At 37.7% G+C, this 17,211-nt stretch carries 14 protein-coding genes; 10 read left to right on the forward strand and 4 right to left on the reverse strand.

Features of this window, described 5'->3' with window-relative positions; all coding sequences use genetic code 11:
- Positions 1-26: 26 nt before the first annotated feature.
- From ACFSW4_RS03020 to ACFSW4_RS03040, 5 genes are all read left to right on the forward strand, one after another.
- Positions 27-2,258, forward strand: a complete 2,232-nt coding sequence (locus ACFSW4_RS03020) for a TRAP transporter permease (RefSeq protein WP_377327363.1) — start codon at positions 27-29, stop codon at positions 2,256-2,258.
- A 227-nt stretch (positions 2,259-2,485) separates the two neighbouring features.
- The gene (locus tag ACFSW4_RS03025; protein WP_054752174.1) at positions 2,486-3,652 is read left to right on the forward strand and encodes an exonuclease SbcCD subunit D; all 1,167 of its coding nucleotides are present in this window, start codon (positions 2,486-2,488) and stop codon (positions 3,650-3,652) included.
- Between the two features lie 13 nt (positions 3,653-3,665).
- Positions 3,666-6,758 carry an AAA family ATPase gene (locus ACFSW4_RS03030; protein ID WP_377327365.1) on the forward strand — a complete coding sequence of 1,031 codons (3,093 nt, stop codon included), beginning with the start codon at positions 3,666-3,668 and terminating at the stop codon, positions 6,756-6,758.
- Between the two features lie 124 nt (positions 6,759-6,882).
- Positions 6,883-7,344 carry an 8-oxo-dGTP diphosphatase gene (locus tag ACFSW4_RS03035; protein WP_377327367.1) on the forward strand — a complete coding sequence of 154 codons (462 nt, stop codon included), beginning with the start codon at positions 6,883-6,885 and terminating at the stop codon, positions 7,342-7,344.
- A 14-nt stretch (positions 7,345-7,358) separates the two neighbouring features.
- Positions 7,359-7,982, forward strand: a complete 624-nt coding sequence (locus tag ACFSW4_RS03040) for a class I SAM-dependent methyltransferase (RefSeq protein WP_054752270.1) — start codon at positions 7,359-7,361, stop codon at positions 7,980-7,982.
- Positions 7,983-8,031: 49 nt separating this feature from the next.
- Here the strand turns inward: ACFSW4_RS03040 and brnQ are convergent, their stop codons facing one another.
- The 3 genes from brnQ to ACFSW4_RS03055 form a co-directional block, all read right to left on the reverse strand.
- Positions 8,032-9,357 carry a branched-chain amino acid transport system II carrier protein gene (gene brnQ / locus ACFSW4_RS03045; protein WP_054752160.1) on the reverse strand — a complete coding sequence of 442 codons (1,326 nt, stop codon included), beginning with the start codon at positions 9,355-9,357 and terminating at the stop codon, positions 8,032-8,034.
- 573 nt (positions 9,358-9,930) lie between these two features.
- Positions 9,931-10,083 (reverse strand): hypothetical protein, encoded by a 153-nt coding sequence (locus tag ACFSW4_RS03050; protein ID WP_279401321.1) that lies wholly within the window; start codon positions 10,081-10,083, stop codon positions 9,931-9,933.
- 452 nt (positions 10,084-10,535) lie between these two features.
- Entirely contained in the window at positions 10,536-11,624 is a 1,089-nt protein-coding gene (locus tag ACFSW4_RS03055; protein ID WP_377327370.1) for an SDR family oxidoreductase, read from the reverse strand.
- 227 nt (positions 11,625-11,851) lie between these two features.
- Between ACFSW4_RS03055 and ACFSW4_RS03060 the strand changes: the two genes are divergently transcribed.
- From ACFSW4_RS03060 to garR, 3 genes are read left to right on the forward strand one after another with little or no spacing between them, the layout of a single operon-like run.
- Entirely contained in the window at positions 11,852-12,553 is a 702-nt protein-coding gene (locus ACFSW4_RS03060) for a CBS domain-containing protein (protein WP_377327372.1), read from the forward strand.
- Positions 12,554-12,570: 17 nt separating this feature from the next.
- On the forward strand, positions 12,571-12,846 hold the full coding sequence (locus ACFSW4_RS03065) for a YciI family protein (protein WP_054752155.1): 276 nt from the start codon (positions 12,571-12,573) through the stop codon (positions 12,844-12,846).
- A 13-nt stretch (positions 12,847-12,859) separates the two neighbouring features.
- Entirely contained in the window at positions 12,860-13,720 is an 861-nt protein-coding gene (gene garR / locus ACFSW4_RS03070; RefSeq protein WP_054752153.1) for a 2-hydroxy-3-oxopropionate reductase, read from the forward strand.
- Positions 13,721-14,079: 359 nt separating this feature from the next.
- On the opposite strand, the gene ACFSW4_RS03075 is transcribed toward garR, so the two are convergent.
- Positions 14,080-14,589, reverse strand: coding sequence for a sigma-70 family RNA polymerase sigma factor (locus ACFSW4_RS03075; RefSeq protein ID WP_054752151.1), 510 nt, complete (start codon positions 14,587-14,589; stop codon positions 14,080-14,082).
- Between the two features lie 281 nt (positions 14,590-14,870).
- On the opposite strand from ACFSW4_RS03075, the gene ACFSW4_RS03080 reads away from it, so the two are divergent.
- Positions 14,871-15,437: an NADPH-dependent FMN reductase gene (locus ACFSW4_RS03080; protein ID WP_054752150.1), complete on the forward strand. Its 567-nt coding sequence runs from the start codon at positions 14,871-14,873 to the stop codon at positions 15,435-15,437.
- A 251-nt stretch (positions 15,438-15,688) separates the two neighbouring features.
- Positions 15,689-17,104: a hypothetical protein gene (locus ACFSW4_RS03085; protein WP_377327375.1), complete on the forward strand. Its 1,416-nt coding sequence runs from the start codon at positions 15,689-15,691 to the stop codon at positions 17,102-17,104.
- The last annotated feature ends 107 nt before the right edge of the window (positions 17,105-17,211 follow it).

Here is a 17,211-nt window from a genome sequence, read left to right on the forward strand (position 1 = left end):
TTTTTTATGGACGAGAGGGGTTTGACATGGATGACAAACAACAACAGCAAATGATTAGCGAGTTAGAAGGAAGTGACCGTGTACTAAGCGGTTTTTGGGCTTTATCCTTATTAGTAGTCGCTGTATTTATGTCAGCTTTTCACTTGTATGTCGCTGGCTTTGGTTTACCTGGGATCGGTTCTAAAACCTTCTTAATTTTTCATTTAACTTTAGCATTAGTGTTAATTTTCATGGCTTTTCCTATTAAAAGAAAGTTAGGGCAAAAGAAGATACCAATCTATGACATTGCTTTATCAGCATTTTCACTATATGTTGGTCTCTTTATAATTCAGCGTCAAGATGCATCTTCAATAATGTCAGGTGACCCAACCGGTTATGAGGTTTTCATAGGATTAACTCTAATTCTATTAGTCCTTGAAGCAACGCGCCGAGTTGTTGGATATCCACTTGTGATTATTGCTTTAATATTTGTTGCGTATTTCTTCTTAGGCGAATATATGCCAGGTCAATTCTATCATTCACGAGGAGATTTTGAACGTTTTATTTACGAGATTACATACCGTAATAACGGAATTTTTGGAACACCTATTTATGCATCTGCACAGTTTGTGTTTATCTTTATTTTATTCGGTGCCTTATTAGAATCAACAGGCGCTGGTAAAATGTTTATTGATTTAGCATTACGCGCATTTGGACGTTTCAAAGGTGGACCCGCTAAAGCGAGTGTTATGGCTAGTGGTATGATGGGAAGTATTTCAGGTAGTTCCACTGCAAATGCAGTTACAACCGGTACTTTTACCATTCCGCTAATGAAGAAAGTAGGGTTCAAACCGCATGTTGCAGGTGGGGTTGAAGTCGCAGCTTCATCTAGTGGACAGTTTTTACCACCAATTATGGGTGCAGCGGCATTTATTATGGTGGAGCTAACAAGCATCCCTTATTATGAGATTATTCAAAGTGCGCTCATTCCAGCTATTTTATGTTATATTGGGATTTTATTTATGGTACACTTTGAAGCATCGAAAAATGGGATCAAAGGAATGGACCGAAGTGAATTAGCTAAAGGTCGCCGCTTGCTTATGCAGCAAGGCTACTTATTAATTCCGATTTTTGTATTGTTATATTTCCTAGTGATCGAGCGCGTATCAGTTAACAACTCAGCTTTCTATTCTATTACGATTTTACTTGTCATAGCATTATTTGCGCATCGTTTTAAAGAAAGCATGGGCCGTTCATTAGTATTTGCAGCAATTTTGCTTGGAATAGCATATACATTCCACTACGTTGTAAAGCTGTTAAATTTAGGTCTATATAATTTAAATGATCTATTCGGTACTAGTTTCTTTAGTTCTGAAACGATTCGCTGGAAAGACCAAATAGCGCCAATGGTGTTGATTGGTATATTGGTCGCACTAATTTTTGCGCTTGGTCAGAAAAAATTCAAGGTTGAATCAGCACCTGTCAGATATGGCATACGCCAAATTTTATCAGGATTTGAACTGGCTGCACGTAACTCGTTATCTATTGTTGTTGCCTGTGCGACTGCAGGGATTCTCATTGGTGTCATTACAACGTCTGGATTATCGACCAAATTCACGCGAATCGTTGTCGGTTTTTCATCTGACTTAGCCGCAATGGTACCAGCATTTATGCAAACGGCAAACACAGAATTGTATTTTGCTTTAATTTTGACAGTGTTTGCATGTTTATTACTAGGCTTAGGTTTACCGACGACGGCTACTTATGTTGTATTAGCTGCAGTGGTTGCGCCAGTGTTAATTGACATGGATGTACCAGTAATTGTTGCACACTTATTCGTGCTTTATTATGGTGTGTTAGCAGATGATACACCTCCGATTAACTTGCCAGCTTATGCGACGGCAGGAATTGCGAAGGCTGGTCCAGTACGAACGGGGGTTCAAGGCTTTAAATACGACTCAGCAGCCTTATTATTACCATTTGTATTTACGATGAATCCAACCATTCTATTAATTACAGATGCTGGCTGGCTAGAAGTTATATGGGCCATTGCCACAGCGATGATTGGTATGGTCGCATTCGCTTCATTTATTCAGAATTGGTTTATTACTAATTATCACTGGATTGAGCGAATCGTGGCAGTTGCGATCGCGGTGATGTTTATCCAAAATAACGTTGCGACTGATGTTGTGGCATTAGTATTATTCGCTGGCTTAATTGGGTTTCAATTATTTAAATCAAAAAGACAGACACACACATCGACAGCTAAAGCTAGCTAAAATATGAAATCCTCGAGTAGTGACTCGAGGATTTTTTTGTGTTGAACGTCTCATATTTTGGCCTGAATGTCCCATAAACGGAATTTAATGTCCCAAATATTTATGAATCTACTAAGGCCGAGGCGCTGAACTAAAATGAATGACTATGGTAGCCAGATTTTTCTCATATAGCTACCACTCATCACATGTTAAAATAGATATTAGATTAATAGAAAGGGATGAGGATCGTGAAACTATTCCACACTGCTGATTGGCACTTAGGAAAACTCGTTCAAGGAGTTTATATGACTGAGGATCAAAAGTATGTGTTATCGCAGTTTGTTGAAGCTGTGCGTGAGGAACAACCGGATGTGGTCATTATTGCTGGAGACCTTTATGATCGTGCCGTACCACCAACGGATGCGGTCAATTTGTTAGATGATATCTTAAAGGAAATCGTCATTGACATAGGCATTCCAGTCTTAGCTATCGCTGGTAACCATGATAGCCCAGGGCGGTTGGATTTTGGATCTAAAATCATGAGAGATAACGGTCTACATATCATTGGTCAACTTACGCCGAAACTCGAACCAGTCATTAAATCGGATGAACATGGTGAGGTGTATTTCCATCTTATTCCTTACGTCGATCCAAGTGTGGTTAGGCATCTCTTCGAAGATGATGATGTTCGAAGTCACGATGAAGCGACGAAGCGTATTGTCACAGAAATTAAAGCCAATATGGACGAAGATGCGAGGCATGTCTTCATCGGCCACCAATTCGTTACGCCTTTTGGGAAACCAGAAGATAATACGAGTGATTCTGAACGGCCGCTTTCCATTGGTGGTGCCGAACATGTTAATGCTAAGCATTTTGAAAAATTTCATTACACAGCATTGGGTCATTTACACCAAGCCCACCATGTTGGAAATGAAACAATACGTTATTCAGGCTCTCCTTTAAAATACTCGGTCTCAGAAGAAAACCACCGAAAAGGCTTTTTAATCGTTGACCTTGAAGCTGATGGCTCAACGACTGTTGAAAAGCGTGAGCTTAAACCGCGACGTGATATGCGTACTATTGAAGGAACGATGGACGAGCTCTTGACTCACGAAGTAAGTGAAGACTATGTATTTGTGCGGCTTTTAGATGAAACGCCTGTATTGTATCCAATGGAAAAAATTCGCTCAGTTTATCCAAATGCGATGCATGTTGAGCGCAAACTTTTATTAAGTCCTAATAATCCGGGATCAACAGAGAAAAAAGCTGAACGTCATAAGAAGAGTGACCTTGAGCTGTTTAAAGCGTTTTATGAAGAAGTAAAGGGAGAAGAGCCGAGTGAGGAAACAGAAGAGGTTTTCAAAGAAGTACTAGATGATGTACTTAAAAAAGAACGAGAGGCACTCACGAAGTAAGGGAGGACTGTTAATGAAGCCGGTAAAATTAACGATGACTGCTTTTGGACCATACAAAGATCGTGAAGTTGTCGATTTTACAAACTTAGAAGAAAATCGTTTATTCGTTATTTCTGGAAAAACTGGAGCAGGGAAAACAACGATTTTTGACGGGATTTGTTTTGCCTTGTACGGTTCAGCAAGTGGTGAAGACCGCCAAGATTTTAAAATGTTAAGAAGTGACTTTGCGGATGACGATCTACACACAAGTGTAGAGCTTGTTTTTGAACTAAACGGTAAACAGTACCGCGTGTTACGTCAGCTTGGCCATGTAAAAAAAGGTAATAAAACGGCCACAGGGGAAAAGTATGAATTCTATCAAATAGATGACAGTGGTGAAACACCTTGTGTTGACCGCCAGATGAAATCTGAAATTGATCAAAAAGTAGAAGAGATTGTTGGTTTAACGAAAGATCAGTTCTCCCAGATCGTGATGCTTCCGCAAGGTGAATTTAGAAAACTACTGACGTCCAAAACTGAAAATAAAGAAGAGATTTTAAGACGTATTTTTCAAACGTATCCTTATCAAGAAATCACCGAACGTCTTAACAATAAACGAAAAGAAGCAGAAGAAGAGTTTTCGCGTATTGAGCAAATGAGAGATCATTACGTAGCTGAGATCCGTTCGAAATTACCAGAGCGTGAAGATTCTAAGCTTGTGAATGTGCTGTCTCAAGAGCATTTTAATATAAATCAACTAGTTGAAGCATTAGGGGAAGAAGCTGAGTATTATAGTCATCAGGTCGATAAGACATTAAAGAAAAAAGGTCAGGCGCAAAAACATGCTCAAGATGTTCAGGATCAGTATCAAGCAGCAAAAGCGTTAAATGAAAAGTTTGAAGAACTTGCCCATTTTGAGCAAAAACAGACTGAACTTGAAGCTCAAAAATCTGAGATCGATCACGTTCAAGTTTTATTAGAAAAAAGCGAGCGCGCTAGTCAGATTGAGGTAAAAGAATCTTATGTAAAAGAGCTCAGACAAGATGCAGAACAGAAAAAACGAACGAAGGCAGATGCAGAGCAAGCATTAAAAACAGCAAACGAGGCACTTACACGAGCCGAATCTCAATATAAACTAGAAGAAAGCAAACAAACTGAACGCGAACAAGTCAGCCAGTTAGTTGATCGATTAACAGAAATAAAGCCTAAAGTAGAAGATCTTAAGGCGAAGAAGAAAACAGTTGATGAGGCTGAGCGGCAAGTTAAGGAACTTCAAGCTCGCTTTCAAACGATTGAAAAACAACTTACCAACAAGCAAGAAGATCATAATAAACTAGAAACTTACATTCGTGAATCAACAGAAGCGGTTGACCATTTATCAACCAAACAAGAGAGTCTGCAGCTACTGCGTGATCAATGTAAAGAGGCTAAATCCTATATGCAAGTTAAGAAAGAGCTTGAACAAATTAAGAGCAACTTACAATCAGAGGAAAAAGTCTATAAACAAACAAAACAGGCTTTTGAGCAAAAAGAACAAGCGTGGGTTAATGGTCAAGCTGGTTTACTTGCAGAACATCTTCACGAAGGAGAACCTTGCCCTGTCTGCGGAAGTACTGAACATCCACATAAAGCCGAAATAGCGATTCATACACCAACAAAAGAAGAATTAGATCAAGCAAAATTACAGTACGATCAAGCTTATCAGTCTTATACAGAAATCGTAGCCAAATTAAAAGCCAAAGAGAGTCAAGTGAACGAAAGAGCTGAGGCACTAAAAACATATGATATAAAACCTGAAGAGGCAGAAACGGTTTATCATCAATTAGTTGAACGTGGCAAGAAGTTAAGAGAAGAAGTAGATCGATTAAGTGAACGATCTAAAGAGCTCAAAACAAAAAGAGAACAATTGAATGAATTGTCTTATGAATTGAAACAGGTAGAAGCTGATCGAGAGAATATTCGTCAGCAGCAGGACACCAAGAAGTTAGAGCTTGAACGCATTAAAACGACCTATGAACATTTACTAGAGTCTGTTCCCAAAGAAGTTCGGGAACCAGGTGAGTTAGTTCGTCAATTAAAAGAAGCTGAGGCGACTAAAGAGAAGCTACATCAAGCATGGGATGAAGCTCAAAAGAATCTAAATCAAGCTCGTGAAACCATTGCAAAAGCTAGTACACATGAGCAGAATGCAACGTATTATTTAGAAGAGTCACAAACTAAATTAAAGAATGCAGAACAGACCTTTAACCAGGCTTTAGAGCAAAGTGGTTTTACAAATGAAACTGACTATCGCAATGCCAAAAGGACTGAAGAAGAACGCAAGGCCATGAAGGACCGTATTGAATCATTTAAACAGCAACAAGCTACGGTTCAATCGAGAATTAGCGAGTTACGTGACTGGCTGTCTGAAAAAGAACGCGTTGATATAGAGGGCTTTGAAAACAAAGTAAATGAAGCACAAAAAGGTTATGAATTAGCCTTGCAGCAATATAACGCTACTGTTCAGTATCAACAAGATGTTGTTAGTTTAAAAGAACGTGTTATTGAAGCAGGAAAACAGGTTGATGAACAGGAAAAAGCGCTTAATAGAATTCAAGATTTATACGATGTCGTTAGAGGCCAAAATAATAGCAAAATCTCATTTGAACGTTATTTACAAATTGAGTACCTAGAACAAATTGTAGATGCGGCCAACGAACGGTTAAAAAGGCTTTCAAACGGACAGTTTTATCTTAAAAGAAGTGATCGTCAAGAAGCGAGAGGTCGTCAAAGTGGCTTAGGGCTTGATGTTTATGATGTCTATACTGGACAGGACCGAGACGTCAAAACGTTATCGGGTGGAGAGAAGTTTAACGCATCATTATGTCTTGCCTTAGGGATGTCTGACGTCATTCAGAGCTTCCAAGGTGGCGTGTCTATTGAAACGATGTTTATTGATGAAGGATTTGGCTCGCTTGATGATGAGTCATTAAACAAAGCAATTGACACGCTAATTGATTTGCAACGGTCAGGCCGAACCATCGGTGTTATATCACATGTGCAAGAACTGAAAACAGCCATTCCAGCAGTTTTAGAAGTTAACAAATCACGCGATGGGTATAGTGAAACTCAATTTGTATTGAAATAGCGAAAGCGTCTCAACATTTTGTTGGGGCGTTTTATTTTTAGGTTCAAAATTATGGTAAAATACAATTAATAAATAATGAAAGGTTAGATTATTAGTGAGTTCGAAACTTGTTTGGGGGAGTTAGATGAATGAAATTAGATATAAATTTTGGACGGTTGTCATGATTCAAAAAGGTGAATATGTTTTGTTATTAGACCGTAAGCATGATGATTTTAAAGGGTTTATTCCACAAGGTGGCCTTGTTGAGTTCCCTGAAAGTTTCGTAGATGGAGCAATTAGAGAAGTGAAAGAAGAGACAGGTCTTAGTGTACATAATCTAACGTTTAAAGGGATATCAGAGTTTGTAAACCCCAAAGGTCAAGCGCGCTATATCATGTTTAATTATTGGACAGATCACTTTGAAGGTGAACTTATAGAAAATCCACCAGAAGGCGAACTCAATTGGGTGAAAATTAACGATGCTAAACACCTACCTATGCAAGATGATATAAGAAGACGTTTTGATTTATTTTTTGAACCTGGAACATTTGAAATTCAAACTCATTGGGATGAAGGACCTAAAGAGGTAATAATGAAAAAAACATAAGGGTGGGTGAGACCGTGAGTGTAAATTATATTCAGCAATTGCTAGAGTCCTATAATCAGAAAGCAAGTGAACGAGACTCGAATCAAATACAAGAGTGGAAGGTTAGAGAACGAGAAAATTTTATGAAATATTTAAGTGATGAAAAGGTTACTAATTTACTAGAAATTGGTGCAGGGCCAGGTAAAGATAGTCAGTTCTTTAATCAGCAAGGGTTGGCTACTTTTAGTACAGACTTGTCACCAGAGATGGTTAAAATCTGCCGAAACAAAGGTTTGGAAGCAGAAGTGATGAACTTCTCCAACCTACAATTTGCCAATGAACAATTCGATGCTGTATGGGCATTAAACTGTTTATTACATGTTCCAAAACAGGAATTAAGAGACGTCTTATTAGAAATTAAACGTGTGATGAACCCCGGGGCTCTTTTTTATATGGGAGTGTACGGTGGCTATAATCATGAAGGGATATGGGAAGAGGATTTTTATAGACCAAAACGATTCTTTTCTTTCTTCGAGGCAAACGAGCTTAGGGAAATTCTATCAACAATATTTGAGATTGAGTATTTCAATATAATCTCGAAAGAAGTGATTGGAAGAGATCTAGAGTTTCAATCAGTTATTCTGCGAAAAGTGAACTAATTTTAGGTCATAAAAAGGGCATTGAGTCGTAACTCAATGCCCTTTATTTCTAAACTGAAACTTTCGGTTCATGTTTAAATGTGCTAATTAAATAGCCTATTATTCCACCAACGATGGCCGGGACAATCCAGCCTAATCCCACCGTGTACCAAGGTAGTATTGCTGAGAACCATTCATGAATGCCATTAACAGGTGCACCTAATAAATTTAGTTGTTCAACTAAGCTAACGATAAACGTAAATAAAATACTAAACTGATAAACCGCTGTACGCCCTTTAAAAAGTGGGTGTAAGAATGTTAGAACCATTAAACAAATAGCTAATGGATATAAGAATGATAGTACAGGTACTGAGAATTCTATAATATTATTTAGACCAAAGTTAGCTAATACAGTGCTGACAACTGTAAATACAATCGCCCACTGCTTATAAGAAAACGTTGGCATGATTTGATTAAAGTATGACGCACATGCCGTAATCAATCCGATACTTGTTGTTAAACAGGCAGCTGTTACGATAAAGGCAAGTAATACCGAGCCAAATGTTCCAAAGTAATAGTCAAAAGAACTAGCTAGGATCGCTCCACCATTATCTAAATATCCAATGCCTTCAACACTCGTTGCGCCCAGGTATGCTAATGATGAATAAATAATCCCAAGTAATACGGCTGCAATAAGAGCTACTTTTAAACCATTAGACATAATACTTCGTTTACTAGTTGAGCCACTTTCCTTAAGGAGGTTAATGACTATAATCCCGAATACAAATCCAGCTAAGACATCCATGGTCAGATAACCTTCTTGGAAACCTTTAAAGAAGCTGTTTTGAGTAAAACTTTCAACTGGTGGTTGTATCATACCAATTGGGTTAACAATCGCTGTAATGACTAAAATAGATATTAAGACTAATAAAAATGGTGATAAAAGCTTACCTATGATATCAACTAGCTTCTGAGATTGAAGTGAGAAATATAGGGTGACAGCAAAAAATACGATCGAAAAAACCATTAAAGGAATCGTTTCAGCTTGTCCGTCCATAAAAGGATTTATTCCAATCTCGTATGCCACAGTACTCGTTCTCGGAATGGCAAATAAGGGCCCAATCGTTAAATAAAGTAAGCTAGCAAACGTAATCCCGTAAATTGGGTGAACTCGGCTAGCAAGAGATTGCAAGTTGTCTTTACCTGAGAAGGCTAGTGCTAAAATAGCTAATACAGGAAGGCCGACCCCAGTAATGACAAAACCTATATTAGCTGGAAGTAAGTTCTGTCCAGCCATTTGACCTAGCATAGGTGGAAAAATTAAGTTCCCTGCTCCAAAAAATAATGCGAATAACATAAATCCAATTGCAATGATGGATGAAGTTCGTGCTGCCATAAAGAAACCTCCAAAGTTAGAAATATCTGAAATTTTTAATAATATTTTAGATAATTAAACGTCCTAAAAGAATTTAACACAGGTTATTCAAAATTGCAAAAACATTTTAATACTTAAAAAAACAAATTTGTGAACGGTTACATGACTTAGGTTTAAAAAGAAAATTATGCATAAAAAAAGCCTCCATATAGAAGGCGGTGAATTGTGTATATTTATTGTAATATTAAGAAAATTTATATTAAACGAAAGGGAAGGTGTATCCTTCCATCTTTCGTGGGTTTCAAATAATTAATTGCATTGTATGAAAAGTTACTTATTTTTGTTTCTTGTTGTATTTTTGTTCACGGATGTATTGATCACGTAAGTCTTTAATACGTGTTGTAGTTGAGTTAATATCAAACATTAAAATCCCTCCTATGGCTAATATTTCCTTAAAGCCAACAGTCATTATATTACTCGATAAATGCTAAGGCAACTAATTAGTCTCAGCCTTAAGTCTGATTTTATAAATGTAACCGCTTTTGTTCACAATTTGTTCAGAAAGAGTATCGGGGGAGGCCAATACTCTTTCGTTTATGCTAATTTTCTTAGGCGTTTTTTGAACCAATTGCTGCGGGTATTTTGTTGCCTTTGTTTTTTAATAGGTCTATAATGCTTCTGCTGTTCAATACATTCATCTCTTATTTCTATAACTCTATATTTATAAGCATTGTAAAGATCGTTCATATCGTTTTCCTCCAGTACTTAATTCTTAATATTAGTGTACGGTGTATTCGAATTTTTCTTAACAGTATCAAGATTGAAATTAGCTCCTGCTGGAGGCTGATTTTGAACTCAGACTAATGTTTAGTAAGTTATTTTGACATAAAAAGACACCTGGATTGTCATCCAAGTGCACATAACTAAATAAATTTCTTTGTTAAGTTATAAACAGATTATTCACATCTTCCACAATAAAATTAAAACTAAACCTTAATTATCCACAGAAGCTAAGAACAATTGTTTGTGAAAAATAGTTTTATCCTCAAGTTTATTAAAACTATCCCCAGATTATGTGGATTTGTCCCCATCTATACACAGGTTTATTAACAATTTGTGTGTATGTTTGTTGATTTTGTCATAAAAATGCAAAAAAGTCTTTCTTTCTCTGTGTATAAGTGCATCATTCGACATTAGAATTAATCTATCTTGATCTGATATTGTGGATGGTTTTTGTGTTCGCGATAAAATTGAACGATTGCAGGGACGACTTCTTTAAAATCTGGACAACTAATACCAGACCCCTTTAAATCTTGAACGGCCTGAGAACAATCATGCTCAGCTAATAAGCGAGAGTAATCAAGAGATTCTTTTTCAACTCGTAACCATTTTCTTGTAACGCTTAAAGATAAACTTAATCTTGCTAAAGTTAAAGGTGTTGTCCACTTAGGCATTTTCCCGAGGAATTCCTGCATTAACATTGAGTAAACCTCTCTCATGCGGTATGGGTTCGGGTCTGCGAGGTGATAGGTTTTCCCTTCACCTTTGGTTGCGTGAGCTAAATAGATAGTGGATTCAAAAATATAGTCAACTGGGACAAAATTACCATAAGCATCACTTTTACCGATATAAGGTATGGGGAATGTTTTAAGAGCATCCATTAAATTAAGCATAAAGTAAGGACCGTCAAATTTAATGGTTTCTCCAGTTTTAGAATGCCCGCAGACAACTCCGGGTCTAATAATCGTCGTTGGTATATTAACTTTTAATTGATCAACCAAAACTTCAGCTTCAAATTTTGTTTGCTCATAATGGTTTTTAAATTCTTGTCTGCAGTCGAGTTCAGTTTCAAGTATTTTTCCAGTACGTTTTCCAGAGACATAAGCCGTGCTGAAATAGACGTAACGCTTAAGATGGTTAAGTGTTTTGACCCACTCGTTTACCTGTTGAGTTCCTCTTACGTTTACGTTAAAAGCAATTGACTTTGGAACAGCTAAAGCGTAAATGGCAGCAAGATGAAATACATAATGAATGTTGTTGATGAAAAGCTCTTGATAAGTAATATCCATATCCAAATTAGGTTTGGTAATATCACCAGGTACCACATGAATTAAATTAGGACTAATCTGCTTTTCATCAATTATGTTGTTAATTTCTTCTTCAGCTCGATCCATCATTTCAGGTAATACTAAAACAAAAATTGACTCAGGTTGTTGATCTTCAATAAGCTGTCTAATAAGGTTGTTTGCGATAAAACCTGGAAAGCCTGTAAAGAAGTAATTTGCCATTAGCTTGACGCCTTCTTTCTTTGTTCATTTTATATTCTTTAAAATGCCTTTTAACGTCTTTGACAAGTAGTGCATTTATACTAAAACGTCTCTTAACTGTGTTAACACTTATTTCCATATAGTGTGTCTTTTTTCCTTCTAACTTTAGAAAGGATTTTAGCGCTTTTTAATGAATTTAGTAAAATAGAGAAAAATAGAAAGAGTATGGTTTAGATTGGAGAGACATTATGAAGAACTCTGAACGTTATCTCATTGCGTTTAATCAGATTGAGAAGTTTTTAAGTAATGAAATGAATCAGAATGGTCAGCATGTTGGTTTTTCTAAAGCGGTTCATCAAGTAGGTAAAAACAATCGTATTGTGAATCGTTTCAAGGAAGATTTATTGGAATTTGCGGTATTGCGAAATGCGATTGTTCACGAACGAACAGACCCTGAATATGTCATCGCGGAGCCTCACGATTCGACTGTAGAAAAAATCGAAAAGATCTTAAACGAGCTAACTGAACCAAAAAAAGTTATACCGACCTTTTCCCAAGAAGTTAAATCTTTTATTGTCACAGACTCGCTTGCCGATGTCCTGAATATAATTAAAGATACTCATTATTCTCAGTTTCCAGTTTATGATGGGAAAGAATTTAAAGGACTACTGACTGCCAATGGCATTACAAACTGGTTAGCAGAGACGGTGGATGAGGATCTCTTGTCGCGTAATGAGACAACACTAGAAGATATTTTGAACTATGAAGAAGGAACAGAAAATTATAAGTTTGTTTCTAGAGATTTATCCATTTATGAAGCAGAAGATATTTTTAAGGACCAAGTAAATAAAGAGGATCGGATTGATGCCGTATTAATAACCCACCACGGAAAACCCGACGAGTCATTATTGGGTATCATTTCGGCATGGGATATAATTGATATACCTTAAAGGAAGGGGGATTTTATATGAAATATTTTGCTTGTTTTTTAACTATGAAGGATGAGGAGAAGAGCCGGAAATATCGCCCGCAACACTTAGATTTTCTTGAAACCATGAGGCAAGAGAAGAAGGTCTTAATGAATGGCAGGTTTACAGATGGAGCAGGAGGATTAATCATCTATAGAGCTAATAGTTTAGATGAAGCAATAGACATGGCTGAGCAGGACCCATATATTCATGTAGGTGCACGTGAGTACGAGATACACGAATGGGACTTAGTGTCAGAATACAACTTTGATTAAGGGAGAGATCGTCATGAAAATCGGTTTTATTGGTCTAGGAATAATGGGGAAACCTATGTGTAAGAACTTGATTAAAACTGGCTATGACATTGTTGTTTCAAGTTCTAAAAACGAAACGAATCAGGAGCTGAAACAAGCTGGTGCAACGGTATTAAATACATATAAAGAATTGGCGTCAACTTCAGATGTAGTTATTACGATGGTGCCTAATTCACCAGAAGTAAAAGCGGTCATTGATGAGATTAAAGATAAACTTAAGCAAGGGGCGACTGTCATTGATATGAGTTCTATTGCCCCAATAGCAAGTCAAGAGATAGCGGAGGTTCTAAAAGAGCGAGGGGTTGGCTTCTTAGATGCTCCAGTTAGTGGTGGAGAACCTAAAGCCATCGAAGGTACAGTGTCAGTTATGGTTGGAGGTAATGAAGAAACGTTCGAGAAATGTAAACCCATTTTAGAATCTATGGCAGGGTCAGTCGTTCGCGTTGGAGATGTTGGAGCAGGGAATTCAGCGAAGTTAGCTAATCAGATTATCGTGGCATTAAATATTTCGGCTGTGTCAGAGGCATTTGTGTTAGCGAAAAACATGGGAGTTGATTTAGAGCTGATTCATCAGGCGATTCGCGGTGGACTTGCTGGTAGCACCGTGTTGGATGCTAAAGGTCCGATGATGATTGAGCGTGACTTTAAGCCAGGGTTTAAAATTGATTTACACTTAAAAGATCTAAACAATGTGATGGAAACGGCAGAAGAATTAGGTGTTTCATTACCATTAAGTCAATTGATGCAGGACGCACTTAGGACTTTATCAAATGAAGGCTATGGTCAAGAAGATCACTCTGCCATTCTGAGGTACTTTGAAAACATGCACACTTAAAAAAGTCCCTTCAACTCTAATTAGTGGTTGAAGGGACTTTCACGTTATGCTATCGACAATAGAAATCACATCTTAACTCCTCTCTTTAAGAAAATAATGGGGGTTAACGTCGGTGTTTAGCTTTACGAGCTTGCTCTTGTTGCTTTTCATATCGTCGATAACGCTCTTTGTACATGACGCTGTGTAACTGCGTGTCAAATAAATACATAATCTTTGGCCTCCTTTTTTTCTTTGTTCACTTATAGTTTACCCGGGTCTAGGCCTTGGCAAAACGTATTTAAGGTTGAATTCGCATCCACCTCAAGTCGGATTTTGACTTCAGACCAATAAAAAACGACCGATCTGACATCGGTCGTCATTTATATTAAATACGGCTTTAGAACTGGTTTGAGTTTACGTTTCACTTCTTTTCCCCAGCCTTTAACCGCATCTGTTGTCGTGCCTTCTTCGTATGCGATTTCCTTAATGCCTCTTCCTTGAATAATACGCTTTTGCACATAAACCCATTGCTTTTCTGTTAATGCGTTTTTTACCATATCCCAAAATAATGGATCGAAGTTTTCAATGTTGGAATCATTTACAGCTTCTTCTTGGAAGAATTCACTGATCGTTTCATGTTCAATTAAGCGGCTTTTTTTACGTATTAAGTCAATGAGTCTGCTTCGGATCGTGATGTATGTAATTTTTGGGAATGAGTCGCGGCCATAAAACTTTTGATAAGATTCCCATAAAGCAATAAGTCCTTGTTGATAAAACTCACCGTCTCTGTCTTGGATGTTCAATTTATGAATTAAATGGTAAATCATACTTTCATATTCAGCTAAGATCTCACTAAAGTCTTTTGTCTGCTTTTGTAACAAACCTTCCATATCTATCCCCCTCTTCATAAAACTTAAGATAGAGTGAAATCGACTACTTGTCATCTTACTTTTAGAGAGAAAAATTTTATTAACCTCATTAGAAAATTCAATTTTCTCGGCAATTTAAGCAAAAAAAGCTAAAAAACATAACGAAAAGTTAAAATTCGAAAACTAGTTTTCAAACATATAATCGCATGCAAAATTAAATAGGGCGGAAGCAAAAAACTTGCTTTTCATGAGGTCAATTGATTACGATTGAATCTAGTATTTTGTAGGCAGGAGTGAATTAAATGAGTTTAAAGATTGTAGGTATTAGTGGTAGTCATAGACACGAATCCATTAATAAAAAGTTGCTAGATTTTGTATCAGAACAGGTGCCAAGTCATGTTGAGTATGAATATGTGGACTACTCAGATGTTCCTTTATTTAACCAGGATCAGGAAAAGCCTGTGCCGGAGAGTGTAAAAGCATTTAAGGAAAAAGTAGAGTCAGCTGATATTCTATTATTCTCAACACCTGAATATAATGGTTCGATTCCAGGGGTGTTAAAAAATGGGATTGACTGGCTGTCACGACCAGCAGGGCAAAGTTCTATTAAAGGTAAAGTAGCAGGAGTAATGGGAGCCGCACCTGGACAAGGTGGTACGTTAAAAGCTCAGCTGCATTTACGAGAGGTATTAAGCCACATGGATGTCGATGTACCAGGACAACCGCGCTTAATGTGTAGTTTTGCTGGTGACAAAATGAAAGATGGTCGTTTTAACCTTGAAGGTAAAGATTTAGAAACAACGCAAAATTTAATCAAACGTTTGATTGAAATGGCAGAAGCTTATAAAAAAGAAACCGTATCTGTTTAAATTTGAAAATCCAACCGCACGAGTGGCGGTTGGATTTTTTTATTCAATGGTAGATAAACTAAATTTTGGGGTTGATAAAAGGGCGATTTGTACTCCGTCGACAAATTTCGGGGTAGATATATATCAAAGTGGGGTGGATAATTCACGAAATGGGGTAGATAAATTAGGAATTTTGCTAGGCACCTCCCTATTATGTACTCGCACCAATATAGGCATTTGTACATATGATGCTCCAAAAGGGGGACATCAATATGGAACTAACTTTAGCGCATTGGTTATATGCGTTCGTTACATTAGTCGTCATCTTGACAATGGTGTTCAGGAAAGGCGTTGTGCTCCCGACGCTTCTTGGAACATTTCTCGTCGCTTGGGTTTATAAAGGTAGCTTAGTGACGGGATTTACCGCTGTCTTTAATGCGAACTTAACGGCTGCAAAAGAGCTTTTCAGTATCTTCTTAATCATTACATTTATGGTTGCGTTATTACATTCTTTAAAGGATCTTGGAGCCGATCAACAAATGATTGCGCCGGTTCAGCGAATTATGACAAATGGACACGTTGCTTTCTTGGTGTTAGTAGGTAGCACGTTTGTTATTTCATTGTTTTTCTGGCCAACACCTGCAGTTCCGTTAATTGGAGCTTTACTGATTCCTGCAGCTGTAAGGGTAGGAATGCCAATAATGGGAGCGGCCATGGTCATGGCGCTTGCAGGGCAAGGAATGGCACTAGCTTCTGACTATGTCATTCAAGTCGCGCCAATGCTAAGTGCTACTGCTGCAGGAGTTGAAACAGCTGTGGTTGCTGATAAAGCATTAATTCTATCTCTTATAACAGGTATTGTAGCCATTACATTTGTTTATCTGACCATGCGAAAACAAATACGCAAACCAAACGACCCAATAAATCTTGAAAATGTAAAAAATTTACCTGGTCAAGAAGAAGCAGATGTTGCGCCGACAAGCGAAAAATGGCAAAAGTTTTTCGCAGTGTTGGTACCTTTAGCTATGCTTGGTGTTATGATTTTTATGGTATACACCAAGTTTGAAGGAGGAAGATCTGGGGGCTTTGAAGGTGGAGATGGTGCAGCTTTAATTGGAGGAGTTGCTGTCATTTTACTCGCTTTTGCAACCATGGCTTATGGTAAGGTCAAAGCATTAGACCGAGTCAGCGAGCATATTGTTAGTGGATTTGTATTTGCTTTTAAAGCAATGGGGCCCGTCATTCCGATTGCAGGTTTCTTCTTTCTAGGAAGTAGTGACTTTGCAGGAAGTATTTTAAGTATGGGAGAAGCTGATCCACCAGCATTCTTGTTTGATTTAGTTCAAGCAGGGCAAAATGCCATTCCTGAAAGTGCGTTCTTAACGGCGTTTGGAATCCTCATCATAGGAATCATCACAGGTCTTGATGGGTCTGGGTTCTCAGGACTTCCATTAACAGGCGCTTTATCTGGTGCACTGGCTAATGGCGGACTCGAGCCATCCACCTTAGCAGCAATTGGTCAAATGGGATCCATCTGGACAGGTGGCGGTACGATTGTTGCTTGGTCATCACTAGTTGCTGTCGCGGGCTTCTGTGGTGTATCTGCACTAGAACTTGCTAGGAAAAACTTTATTCCCGTTATGTTGGGCTTAATCGTTTCGACACTAATAGCTCTTTGGATTTGGTAGATATTTAACTTAACTACCCGACTTGTTCGGGTAGTTTTTTAGTTTAAAAATCTAATAGGTTTTTAAATTAAAAATGGTATGATAGATGTATTAAAATGGTAAGGTGA

Origin of the sequence: Piscibacillus salipiscarius, assembly GCF_042685285.1 — a bacterium.
Taxonomy (GTDB): domain Bacteria; phylum Bacillota; class Bacilli; order Bacillales; family Alkalibacillaceae; genus Piscibacillus; species Piscibacillus salipiscarius.